Below are 12,090 nucleotides of genomic sequence, written 5' to 3' on the forward strand. Positions count from 1 at the left end.
GGGTTGGCTCGACGCTGTGGTCGAGCGGGGCGCTGGTTGCGGTCGGTTTGACGCCGTGGTCGAGCGGCTCGCCGGCTGCGGGTTGGCTCGACGCTGTGATCGAGCGGGGCGCTGGTTGGGGTTGGCTTGACGGCGTGGTCGAGCGGGGCGCTGGTTGCGGTCGGTTTGACGCTGTGATCGAGCGGGGCGCTGGTTGGGGTTGGCTTGACGGCGTGATCGAGCGGGGTCGCTGGTTGGCGGTCCGGTCAATTGAAGAAGCTGGCCAGGCCGACGCCCATGCAGGTCAGCAGCACCGGGACCAGACAGGCCACGGCCCCGATGATCGGGGTGCGGTCGACACCGCCCGGCTCGCCGCCGTAGACGAAGCCGATCGTCACCCAGCCCAGGCCGAAGGCGAGCAGAGGCATGGTCAGGCCGCACAGGAGGGCGTACGTCGGCACCGACCCGGGCGACGCCACCAAGTAGAGCGCGATCTGCACGATCAGCACCACCGCCGCGAACGGGCCGTAGACGAGCAGGTTGCGGGCCCACGGACGCCAGCGGCGGGCCGGTGCCGCCTCGGCCAGGATCGCGTCACCGGCGTCGGCGGCCCGCCGGGCCTGCTGCAGAGCGCCGAGCGCGGACGCGAGACCCGATCCGGCGGCCCGAGCGGCCACCTCCAGGTCGGCGGGCCCCGGACGCACCTCCGGCACCGGGACGCCCAGTTCGTGCGTGAGCCGCGCCTCCTGGGCCGCGATCCGGGCGCGTACGGAGGAAAGCTCCTGCCGGGCGGCCGAGACCGCCGCCTGATGCTCGGCCGACGCGGCGCTCGCGGCCCGGCGTACGGCGTCCAGGCGCTGAGCGGCCGCCAGGTAGTCGGCCCACGGGCCCGGGGCCGGGGGCGCCGGCTGAGCCGGGATCGGGCTGGTCGTCTGCTGCTGATCGGTCACGACTCATCACCCCAGTCGTCACCCACGCCGGGGTCGAGGAACGGCACCAGCGTGACCGAGCGGCCGGACTGGCGATCGTGCAGCAACGCGCGGTTCGGCCGGGGCTGCCACTCCACCGGCTCGCCGATCGTCGCGCCGATCTCGGCCGGCGGCACGTTGAGGAACATCAGCCCGGCCACGTGATCACCATGGGTGAATTCGCGCGGATCCGGCCACCACGACAACAGGTGGGCGCCACGGGCCGGCCCTTCCCGCAAAAAGGCCGACAAGCTCTCGGGCGCCATGGCGTCCATGCCGAACACCACGCGATAACCCGGGCGCGCGGCGTCGAGCTCGGCGGCCAGCCCAGCCCGGTCGACGCGTACCACCTCCTGGCGATGCCCGATCTCAGTGGCCAGGGCCTCGGCGAGACGGTCACCCTCGGCGACCAGAGAGGCGATCACAAAGCGTGCCGTACGCGGTTGGTGGAACGCGGCCACACTGCGAGCGGCCGCGTCGAGCACCTCGGACGCCGACGCCTGCGACCCGAAAATGGCCAGGTGCCGCCCGGGTGAGGCGTCGAGCGGGAACGCCACAGTGGACAGGCCCACGTCGAGCATGCGACCGACCAGGGCGGCCGGACCGCCACCCCGACCGGCGAGCGCGGCGCGATACGTCGGGTCGTCGGCCAGATGCTGATGGGCATAACCGGCGAAGACGCGCGGCGGCTGCGACTCAGGGTCGCGGGCGCCCCACAACCTGTGCCGCAGGTCGCTCAGCTGCTCCTCGTCGGCGTGCGGGTCGGGGAAACGGATGATGCGCTCGTGGCCCCGGGTGGCGCCGCGCGGCCCGCCCAGACCGCCCGCCGTGTTGACCACCGCGGTGCCCAGGGGCAGACCCGCCGCCGAGTCGTTGGCCGGCTCCAGCACGTCGCCGCCGCCGGGCAGGGCGATGCGTACGGGGAACTGGCCGAAGACCGAGTCGCGCTTGGCGTACAGCGCCGACACGCCCGTCGTGCCCTGGCTCGCCAGCACCACGTGAATGCCGCACGAACGACCCGTACGGGCCAGCGACTCGAGCAGGGACGTCGCCTCGACCGCCACCGGGTCACCCCCGGCCAGCAGCACCGGGAACTCGTCGATCACACACAGGATGCGAGGCAACGGACGTTTCAGACCGTCCTCGGCCGCGGCGGCGCGCAGCTCCTTGAGCGTCGAGACCCCAGCCCTCTCGTACGCGGTGGAACGGCGCGACATCTCCGCATTGAGCGCGCGGAGCACAGCCAGACCGTACTCCCGATCGGCCTCGACACCCACGGCGCGCGCGTGCGGCAGCCAGGTGCGGTCGTGGCGGGTCGGCACGAACTCGGCGAAGGTCACGCCCTCCTTGAAATCGAGCAGATAGAGCGCCAGCTCGGACGGGTTGTACCGGGCGCCCAACCCGTACAGGACGTTGACCAGGAACGCCGTCTTGCCCGCGCCGGACCGGCCACCCACCATCCAATGCGGGGTCAGGTCGTTGAAACGCAGCACCAGCGGGGTGTCCCCGTCGTGGCCCACCACCGTGCTCAAACCCTCGGCGGCGTCGCCCGGCCAAAGCGGCTCACCCGGCTCGGGCAGCAGATCGGCCAGCGTGACCTGGGACGCCGCGGCGGAATGGGCGGCCAGCTCACGGCAGACCGAGTCGACCAGGTGGGGCGGCGGGTCCTCGTCGAGGAAGACCGGCGCGTTCAGCCACGACACGTCCGGCGTCGACCCGTACGTGGCCCCGGGCGGATCGCCGATCACCGCGTACGGATTGCGGACCGACACCATCGTCGTACGCGGCAGCGGCGCCTGGGTCGTCTCGGCCGTCAACGGGGGCGGCGGCCAGCCCGCCACGACCAGGTGCAGCCCCGACTCGGGACCCTGCTGGGCCAGCGCGGCAATGCGCCGCAACTCCTCGCCCTCGGTCAGCTCGGGCAGGCTCGCGATGACCACCAGCATCATCCGGTCACGCCGGGTGCGGCGCGGGGCCACCCCACGACCCGGGCGCAACCACTTCTCGGCCTCTGCCAGCACATCGCGCAGGCCCTGACGATCGGTGGCCGGCGGCGACAACAGGCCCGCGTCGCAGAGATCGGCGAACGGGGCGAACACCTCGCCGCCGCCGATGCCGTCGACCGCGCGGACCAGCAGCGAACCGGCTGGGGCGGCGGCCAGCAGGCGCAACAGGATCGCCCGCAGCAACCCGAAGACGCGCGCGTCGGTGGCGGTGGCGTCGATCGTCAGATGGCCCGTGCCGAGCAGCGGGATGATCGCCGGGAAACGGGCGTCGTCGAGCAGCTGAGCGGCCCCGAGCCGCACGAACTGCGGCGGATAGACGCCGCCCAGCGGAGTGTTCACCGACTGCGCCTCCAGGGGCGCGCCGAGCCAGCCCGGGGCCAGCGCGCCGGCCGCCGCCCGCAGATCCTCGGCCAGGCGGTGCTGCTCGCGCGGGTCGGGCGAGGAGCCGTCGGCGTCGAGCGCTGTCGAGGCGGCCTGCGCGAGGGCGGCCGCCTGCCGGTGCAGAGCGGCAGCCTGCTGGACCCGCAAAGCCGAATCCACCACCGCCCCCACCTCCCTTGTGCGCGGATAAAACTTATCCCAGACCGGCCGGGGCATCGCGTTCCCGGTGGCCGGATCGATGTCCGCGTCGTCCGGGGTTGTGCCGCTCGTGGCCCGTCCGGGGGATAGGTGTGCGGAGGCACTACTGTCGTATGTGTGCAGCCGCAGGAGCCAGTGACCGGACCCACTACGCCGCCGCCGGGCGTGCCGGAGGTCGAGGCTGCCCCGGTCAAGAAGCCGCGGAATCGGCGGTTGCGGTTGTGGATCGCGTTGGGGGCGGGGGTTGTCGCGCTGCTCTGCCTGGGTGGGGTGGGGGTGGCGGTGCTGCTCTACGACGAGGAAACAAAGATCGAACGCGCCGAACCCGACGCGGTAGCCGACAGTTTCCTCCGGGCTTATCTGGTCAACCGCGACGATCAACGGACGACGCTGTACCAGTGCAAATCGGGCGGCAACTTCCAAGAAATCGCCGAGTATCGCTCCGATGTCGTGAGCCGAGAGAAGCAGTTCTCGGTCGGCATCGCCGTCACGTGGACGACCTTCACCGTCCAGACGAACGGCACACGGTCCGAGGTCGAGACCGACTTGATCAAGACGGCGTCGAATCAGTCCGGTCGGGTGACCGATACTTGGCGTCTCAGTTTGGTCGACGAGGACGGCTGGCGAGTCTGCGGAGCGACCCAGATCTCGTAGGTCACTCAGCCCAGAGCAGGTGCGCTGGGACTTCGAGCGTACGGGGGGTGTGGCCGCTCCACCCCCAGCGATACCAGTCGAGCTCGGCCGTGACGCGGGCGCAGACCTCGCCCTCGTGGTTGGTGTGCAGCTCGGTCACGGCGCGCAGATCCCGCTCCTCGCCGCCGTCGTCGAGCAGCCGGACGACCCGCCGCCCGGACAACGACGTGGCGTCGAGAGCCGCCACCGGGGTGCGGCGGGAGGGCTCGTCCAGCGACACCAGACGTGCATTGAGATCGTCGGCCGGCAGGGCGATGCCGGCAACGCCGAGTTCTTCGACCCAGACCCGCTCCACCGGCACGAGCGGCGCGAAGATCTCGGTCTGTTCCGCCTCGGCGCGGTACCACTCACCCTCGGACATCACCGGCACGTAGGTGCGGCTGCCCTGGACGACCTTCTCGTCGGCGCGCAGATCGGAACGCCACCCGTGGCCCGGCAACCCGATCAGGACCCGGCGCCCGCGTAGCTGACCGCTCATCGTGGCGGGCGTCGGCACGATCGGGCGCGGCGGGTCGAGCTGCCATTCGGGGTGCCCGGCGAACGGGTCGGGGAACGGTTCCCGGCTCATCCCGGGCCGCCCAGCGGCGAGCCCTGCTCGCGCATGAACTGCACCGGGTCGATCGCTCCGGCGCTGGAGCGATCGTTGTTGAGGTGAACCTCGAAGTGCAGGTGGGGTCCGGACGAGTTGCCGCTGCTGCCGACCCGGCCGATCAGCTCACCGGCGGCGACCTCCTGCCCCTCCCGCACGAACGGCCTCGTGACCATGTGGCAGTACCTCGTCATGACGTTGCCGGCGTGCTGGATCTCCACCATCCAACCGCATCCGCCCTTGCCCGGGTAGCCGTCGACGTTGCAGGTACGCCGTCCGCGGCGGTCCTCGTCGCACTTGACCATCGAGACGATGCCGCTCGCCGCGGCCATGATGGGGGTCTGCTTGCCGGCGATCAGGTCGACACCCTGATGGTTCGGACGGGAGGCGGTGCGGAACCCGGAGCCGACCACCGCGCCGGTCGGGAGGGTCCAGCCGGACGCCGCGATCTGACCGGCTGAGGCACACACCATCGCCACCGAGCTGCCGACCGCGTTGGCGGCGCCGTCGGCGAGCGTGTTCACGATCTGGGTGGCGATCGGCTCGTGCTTCGCGTACGCGTCCGGGTAGGCGCTGATCTGCACCCGCTGCGCCGCCCGGGTCAGCGGCATCTTCTCCCAGCCGGGAATGGTCTTGAGCTTCTTGTAGAACTTCGTGCTCGAGTAGACCGGGTCCTGCACCTGCTGGGGTGTGCCCCAGCCGCTGCTCGGCCGCTGCTGGAACAGCCCCAGCGAGTCGTGGTCGTTGCGCGCGCCGAGGTTGCCCAGGTTGTTGAGCCGCGACTCCTGCATGGCCGTGGCGACCGCGATGACCCAGGCCCGGGGTGGCATCTTCAGGTCGGCGCCGACATTGATGATCACGGCAGCGTTGCGGATCTGCTCGGCGCCGTAGGGCCGGATCCGTGGCAGCTTGGTGTCCGGGTCGATCGGCCCGGCCTTGCCGCAGCCACCCGAGGCGGTCAGCTTGTCGCTGCCCTCGTCGGTGAGACCGCCGACCAGCAGGGCCGTGACGCTTCCGCCGCAGCACAGCAGGACCAGCGTCGCGACCAGGGCGACAAGCAGAACGATTTTCCGCGGCCGAGGGATGCTCACGCCGCTTCCCAGTCGATCCCGTCGACCCGCCAGTGCCCGTCCGGCGAGACCAGGCGCAGGCTGAGCTTCCCGGTGTCCATGGTGACGATCGCGTTGACCACGGTCGCGCTGACCGGCACGAGGCTGGGGCGGCCGGTCACCCGGTCGGCGGGCACCGAGACCGGGTCGACCCCTTCCAGCTCGTCGGAGAGCTTCGAGGTGGAGTTGGGCAGCAGCTGCGCGCGCCACGCCTTCGGGGTGACGTTCTGATGGTCGGCCCAGGCCGAGGCGAAGGCGTAGGCGACCGCCTCGGGCTGGGCGCGCCCCGGGGAGGTCGACGGGCTCGGCGGCGGGGCCGTGTCGATGATGCTGTCGTCCTGCTTCGGGTCCGCGCTCACCGGCGGACCGGGCGACGCGACGCCCAGCGGCGGCGGCGAGTCGTCACCGTCCGTGAACAGCCGGCCGACGCCGATGATCGCCAGGACGATGACGGCCAGGACGACCGCTACGCCCCAGCGCGACCGGAAGATGCGGTTGAGGCCGAGCTCGAGAGTGCGGGGCATGCGATCACTTGGCCTCGGAACGGATACGCGGTGTGGACGGCTCGGCGGTGGTGCTGCCGGTCTCCGGCCGATAAATGGCGTAGGAGGACGGCTGCTCGGAGACGTCGGGCTCGGTCCAGCCGGGCGAGCGCCGCTGGCGGCTCGGTGGCGCCTTGCCCGCCGAGGTGCCGGTCCCCGGGACGTCGTCGCGAACGGACTCGTTGCCGTCCGGCCTGGTCGGGGCGCCGGCGGTCGCGGGCGCCGGCTCGGCCCGCCGCGCGGCGTGGGACGGATCCTCCAGCCGGGCCTCGGGCCGCAGGTTGCCCTGATCGATGTAGACCGTGCGTCCACCGCCCTTGCCGACCACCTGACCGTCACCGGCATCGACCGGATCGACCTTGGACGCCTCCCGCATGTCCTGGAAGAACTTACGGGTCCACGAACCGGTGGTGATCGTGCGTGCGTTGTCCTTGCCACCGAGTTGGGCCACCCGCCGGTAAGGCCGCAGCAGCAGCCAGCCCACCAGACCGCAGAGGAAGACGAGCACAACCTGGAGCCAGCCGGGCAGGGTCGCGGTGTTCATGATCAAATCGACGGCGAACAGGTAGATCGCTGCGCCTGTTCCGAATACCGCGATGTTGAAGATCGCAGCCACGACGGCGTTGCCGAGCCGCTTGATGCCTGCGTTTGCCGGGCGCAGCAGCCCCACGGTGCCTAGGATCGGCGCCGCGATGACGGCCCACCGGAACACCAGGAAGCCAAGCAAGACGAGGACTGACGCAGTGAGGTCAAACATCGCGAACATGACGGCCGCGAGCACAGCGATGAAACCGGCACCGATGCGATCCATACCGTTGACGCCCTGGAGGTACTGGTAGGCCTCGGGGTCTTCTTGCTTGATTTGCTCTGCGACCCTTTCCCACTGCTCCTTCTTGCCGTCGAGCACGCCGTCACGAGTCGCGGAGTTCGCGCGAATCCGCTGAGCCTCGTCCCAAGTGAGAGAACGGGCGTCGTAGAGCGCTTGCCCGTACTTCTTGGCTGTCTCGCTGTCAGCCGAGCCGAGGAGGCCACGAAGCCAGTTGCGGTAGAGCATTGTCTCAGTCGCGGTATCGCTCGCACGGACCGCCGGCGGCCGATTGTCCTCACATGAGTTGCCACCGAGCACACATTCGGTCGGTTTCTCGGGACGAGGGCCAACAGCGTCATGTACCACGCTGAGGGTAGTTATTAGGGTTCCGTCTGCGATGTTGGCGGACTTGACCGGCCATGCGGCAATCGCGGTAACCGCGACCATGACTAGAAGTGCCCACCCCGCTGTCGTGGTCGCTGCCCCCATATCGGCTTGCTTGGACCGCCAAAGGAGGTACATGCCGACGATGGCAAGCGTGATCACGCCGAATACGCTGAAGACCTTTTCGTAAACTGCCTTGGTCGCCTGGTCGACCAGCGGATCGGCCCAGCCCCACAGCGTTTGGGGGTTCCACGCGCGTTCGCGCAAGGCGTTGGAAGCGCCGATAATGGCAGTGGCGACCATAAATTCGCCATTGGCGATCGTGGTTTCAAATTTGTAATCTGGGTCGACAAGCGTTGACGCGCAGCCGCTGTCGAGGTCATAAGTGGTGTAGCTGTAACCGGCATAGCCGTAATCGCTGTAGAGGCCGGGGAAGCTGTTCTTGGCGCTGGCCGACGCGGGGCGCTCTGCGAACCATCCGGCGAGGCCCGAGTCCGGTGTGCTCGGCGTAGGCGGAGTCAAACAGGACGCCCGGCTCGCACCCACCTCCTTCAAGCGGCTCACGCACCCCTTGAAGTCCTGCTGCCACTCCTCGACGCTGCAAGCCCCGCCCGGAGCCCGTACAGGCGCAGCCGAAGCAGGCGGAGCCGCCACCGCCCACACGATCGACGCCACCACCATGACGAACATCGTCACCAGCAGCGCCAACCCCCGCCGCACCATCTCAAACCTCCAGGTCGGACGGCGACATCGGAATCGCCGGAGCCGCCTTGGCGCCCGTCGGCGTCGTGTCGAGGTGCTCCAGCAGACCTTCAACGTACGACACGTCGACACGTACCTTCTGCACGCGACCGTCGACGTCTCGCATCACGAACTCACGGAATCCGAGCCGCGACGACGACGACGTGTCGACCTGCGACAACGACGCCAGCGTCGCCTCGTAACCGTCGTGCACCGGCACCCGCAGGAGCCGTAGCGCCTCGGACGCGATCTCCTGGTCCTCCGCGATGCGTCCGACGAACACCGTCGACACCAGGTTCTGCACGTCGAGGCCGAGGATGTCGCGCGGGTTCTGCGAGGCCACCAGCGCGGCGAGGTTCCATTTCCGGGAGTCGCGGGCCAGGCGTACGAGGAAGGAACGCCCCGACCGCCAGCCCTCCATGAAGTGGGCCTCGTCGAGCCCGACCATCTTGCGCGAGGACATCGAGCCGCCGTAGCAGCGCCGCACCGCGAGCCGGTGGGCCGTGTGCAGCATCGGCAGGGCCAGCGATTCCTCGGCCGACCAGTACTCGCGCTCGATCTTGAGGTCGGGCAGGCGCAGACCGGCCATCGTGATCACCGTGAGGGCAGCGTCGGCGCCGAGCAGGTGTTGCGGCGGGGACCCGAAGAACAGCAGCGCCAGGGGCATCTCTGCCGTGTCGAGAAGCAGGTTTGCCAGTTCCCGGCCCTCGTCGTCGTCGAGGCCCTGCAGGGTACGGACGACGTCGTCGAGTGTGGACGACTCCTCGGCGGGCACCTGGCGTACGGCGTGGCGCAGCAGCGTCGCCGTGGACGCCTCCTTGGCCACCTGGGGCGGCACCAGCATCGAGCAGATGTCCTGCACCAGCATGCGGCGCTCGGCGCGGGCGTTGGAGACCGCGATCTCGTACTCGCGATCGCCGCCCGGACCGGTCGCGAACTCGGAGCGTACGGGGGTGGGAATGAGCGCGTACGGCGCGAGCGTGCCCTGTTCGGAACCGGTCAGGTTGAGCACCCGCGAGTACGGCCGCAGTTCCGGCATCTGGCACAGGCGGGCCAGCGGGCCGGACGGGTCGAGCAGGGTCACCTGGACACCGCGGCGGGCGTTCAGGTAGCCCAGCGCGCCCATCAGGGTCGACTTGCCACCGCCGGGCTCGGCCACGAACACGCCCAGTCCGGAGCGTTCGCGCACCTCCATCGGGAAGTGCAGGTCGAGGAAGACCGGGCGGCGGCACGTGCCCGCGGTACGCCCGATCAGGTCGCCCCGCCGGTCGCCGACCGTGGACGCCGCCTGGGGCAGGGCCGCGGCCAGCAGTTTCACCGGCATGCGGCGCACGTAGCCGGTGTTCGCGATCGGCTCGCCCGGGATGAACTCGCGGGCCAGCTGGTCCTGGTTCTTCGGGTGCTGCAGCGAGATCCGCAGTTCGCGCGAGTAGAGCTGGATCAGTCGGCGGGCCCGTTCCAGGCATTCCTCGCGGGTGGCGCCGCCGACGGCGATCCGGTGCCAGCCGTGCGCGCGGGCCGACTCGACCGGCAGGCCGGTGGTCATCTCGTCGCCGATCACCAGCGCCCGCTTGGCCAGGCGTTCCAGCTCGGGCGGGGCGTCGATGCCGTGCTCGGCGTAGTCGAGCTGCTGCGACCGGATCATCCGGAGCCGGTGCTCGAGGTTCTTGAACGAGCTGTTGGAGCCGAGGATGTCGATCCGCGACGACAGCTCCATCGGCCACGGCAGACGCTCGTGGAAGTGCATCCACGGCTCGTGCTTCTCGGGGATCTCGAGCGGTTCCATCCGCCCGACCGACAGCACCGCGACGTGCCTTTCCTCGCCGGTCATCCGGTTGACCAGCTTCACCGTCGACCCGTACGGGGTCCGGTAGCGCTCCACCTGCTCGGTCAGCGCGAGCAGGTCGCCGGTGTCCCACTGCCCGTTCGTCACCGGGCTGAGCGGGCCGGGCGGCGCCATGCAGAGCGCGACCGACCGGAACAGCAGCCACTCCAGCTCTTGCGGGGTGACCCGCCGGCCGCGCATGCCGAACGCGTTGAGCACCTCGTCGAACTGCTCGACCGCGCGGTTGAGCTTGCGCCGCTCGCCGTCGGACGTGCCCCGGCCGAAGATCCGCAGGACGCGCTCCGAGAACGTGTCGCCCAGCGAGCGCCGCGCGAAGGTCACGCCCAGGTAGGTTTGGCCCTCCGCGTGGTTGACCGAGAGCAGGTGCCGCTGGGCCGCGACCAGGTGATCCGACCACGACGTGCCGCCGCGCACGTCGGGCAGCGGCTTCGCGGTGAACGAGTCGACCGTGCGCGCCCACTCGTCGGCCGGGAAGGGCCGGTTGGTGCGGCGCAGGTGCAGACGGAACCCCGCCAAGCCCGCGTACTGCTCGGAGATCGCGCTGAGCAGGGCCTCGCGTTCCGCGTCGGGCCGGAACGCCCAGCGGACCTCGGGCAGGTAGTACCACGCCGTCACGGTGCTCTGGGTGAAGGTCAGGTGGCCGGCGATCTCGCTGATCTCCAGCTCCATGACCGGGTCGCGGTCGTTGAACTTGAGCTTGTGCGGCCGGAGCGCAACCGGCTTGGACTTGTCCTGCTTGACCGGCAGGTTCTTCGGCTCTTTACGGCGCCGGGCCGGGGCCTTCTCCTTGCGCTTGGCCGGCGCTTTTTCCGGTACGGGAATCGGCAGCGCACCCTCGGCCGGGGCGTCTTCGACCAGCGGCTGCGGCGCGTACGCCTCGATCGGGCCGGGCTGCGGCGCGCGGGCCTGGCTGCCACCCACGGTCTGCCAGAGCGGCGGCGTGGAAACCGGCCGGGCTGGGGGCGCGGAGCCGGCCCCCGCCTGCGGTGTGGTGGGCCAGTGGTCGAAGTCGGGCCACTCGTCGAGGCTGGGGTCGGCCGGGGCGCCGGATTCCTGGAAGAAGTCGGCCTTGGGCCCGATCGGCGCCCGGCTGAACGGCTCGATCGACTCGGACGTGCCCCACGGACCGTCCTGGCCGTCCGCAAGCTCCGAACCTGGGTCGCGCGGCGCAGGGGGCCCGGAGACCGAAGGTCCGGCAACCGGTGGTCCGGCAAACGGGGGCCCGGAGACCGAGCGGCCGACCGAGGGAGGCCCAAGCGGCGACTCTGCGACCGGCGGCGACGAAACCGGTGGCGACGAGACCGAGGGAGACGAGACCGGCGGCGACGAGACCGAGGGAGACGAGACCGATGGCGAGGGAGCTGGGGACGGCGGCACCGGACGCGGGTCCGGGGGCGCGAGGTCGGGGGTGGACGGAGTCGACCCGTTGGCCACGGTCGGCCGGTCGTCGAAGTCGAACCCGAAGTCGAAGTCCAGGTCCGGGTCCTCCGCGGGCGGTTTCGCCGAAGATTCACCCGCCGGTGTGGACGACGTGGGGGCGGACGAGACCGGAGTGGGCGGGGCGGCCCCGCCGAACAGATCGAGGAACGGCGAATCGATGTCGAGCGTCGTGTCCACCGGCCCGCCGCGCGGCCGCACCGGCTGCGGGGACTGGAAGACGCCGACCGCGCCGTGGCCCGGAGCGGTGACGAACTCCTCGGCCACCTCGTCGGCAGGATCGGACGAGGAGTAGTGGTTCGAGCGCACTCCGTTACTCTGCCTGCCCTGAATGTCGGCATCCGCGCGGGGATGCCCGTGCGGAACGGGTCCGGTCATGCGCCGGCCCCGAGGGAGCACGCGACAGAAC

8 protein-coding genes are annotated in these 12,090 nt (G+C 70.5%); 1 reads left to right on the forward strand and 7 read right to left on the reverse strand.

The features are described from left to right. Positions 1 to 245: 245 nt before the first annotated feature. Both C8E87_RS17655 and C8E87_RS17660 read right to left on the reverse strand, forming a co-directional pair. The gene (locus tag C8E87_RS17655) at positions 246 to 929 is read right to left on the reverse strand and encodes a hypothetical protein (protein WP_239080545.1); all 684 of its coding nucleotides are present in this window, start codon (positions 927 to 929) and stop codon (positions 246 to 248) included. Then, positions 926 to 3,550, reverse strand: coding sequence for an FtsK/SpoIIIE domain-containing protein (locus C8E87_RS17660; RefSeq protein ID WP_133874110.1), 2,625 nt, complete (start codon positions 3,548 to 3,550; stop codon positions 926 to 928). The genes C8E87_RS17655 and C8E87_RS17660 overlap by 4 nt, the downstream gene beginning before the upstream one ends. A 117-nt stretch (positions 3,551 to 3,667) precedes the next feature. Between C8E87_RS17660 and C8E87_RS17665 the strand changes: the two genes are divergently transcribed. Beyond that, the gene (locus C8E87_RS17665; RefSeq protein ID WP_239080547.1) at positions 3,668 to 4,186 is read left to right on the forward strand and encodes a hypothetical protein; all 519 of its coding nucleotides are present in this window, start codon (positions 3,668 to 3,670) and stop codon (positions 4,184 to 4,186) included. A 1-nt stretch (position 4,187) separates the two neighbouring features. Here the strand turns inward: C8E87_RS17665 and C8E87_RS17670 are convergent, their stop codons facing one another. The 5 genes from C8E87_RS17670 to C8E87_RS17690 are packed head-to-tail and all read right to left on the reverse strand — an operon-like array spanning position 4,188 to position 11,990. Beyond that, positions 4,188 to 4,793 (reverse strand): hypothetical protein, encoded by a 606-nt coding sequence (locus C8E87_RS17670; RefSeq protein WP_133874111.1) that lies wholly within the window; start codon positions 4,791 to 4,793, stop codon positions 4,188 to 4,190. After that, positions 4,790 to 5,905, reverse strand: coding sequence for a M23 family metallopeptidase (locus tag C8E87_RS17675; RefSeq protein WP_133874112.1), 1,116 nt, complete (start codon positions 5,903 to 5,905; stop codon positions 4,790 to 4,792). The genes C8E87_RS17670 and C8E87_RS17675 overlap by 4 nt, the downstream gene beginning before the upstream one ends. Beyond that, the gene (locus C8E87_RS17680) at positions 5,902 to 6,447 is read right to left on the reverse strand and encodes a hypothetical protein (protein WP_133874113.1); all 546 of its coding nucleotides are present in this window, start codon (positions 6,445 to 6,447) and stop codon (positions 5,902 to 5,904) included. The genes C8E87_RS17675 and C8E87_RS17680 overlap by 4 nt, the downstream gene beginning before the upstream one ends. A 4-nt stretch (positions 6,448 to 6,451) precedes the next feature. Next, positions 6,452 to 8,380, reverse strand: coding sequence for a DMT family transporter (locus C8E87_RS17685; protein ID WP_133874114.1), 1,929 nt, complete (start codon positions 8,378 to 8,380; stop codon positions 6,452 to 6,454). Between the two features lies 1 nt (position 8,381). Beyond that, complete coding sequence (locus C8E87_RS17690) at positions 8,382 to 11,990, reverse strand: ATP-binding protein (protein ID WP_239080548.1); 3,609 nt, start codon at positions 11,988 to 11,990, stop codon at positions 8,382 to 8,384. Positions 11,991 to 12,090 lie beyond the last annotated feature (100 nt).

The sequence above is a fragment of the Paractinoplanes brasiliensis genome (assembly GCF_004362215.1).
GTDB classification, from domain to species: Bacteria; Actinomycetota; Actinomycetes; order Mycobacteriales; family Micromonosporaceae; genus Actinoplanes; species Actinoplanes brasiliensis.

Excerpts from the sequence above, each read along its gene's own strand:
- C8E87_RS17685 (WP_133874114.1), bottom strand. The coding sequence starts at position 8,380 with ATGGTGCGGCGGGGGTTGGCGCTGCTGGTGACGATGTTCGTCATGGTG.
- C8E87_RS17670 (WP_133874111.1), bottom strand. The coding sequence starts at position 4,793 with ATGAGCCGGGAACCGTTCCCCGACCCGTTCGCCGGGCACCCCGAATGG.
- C8E87_RS17680 (WP_133874113.1), bottom strand. The coding sequence starts at position 6,447 with ATGCCCCGCACTCTCGAGCTCGGCCTCAACCGCATCTTCCGGTCGCGC.
- C8E87_RS17660 (WP_133874110.1), bottom strand. The coding sequence starts at position 3,550 with ATGCCCCGGCCGGTCTGGGATAAGTTTTATCCGCGCACAAGGGAGGTG.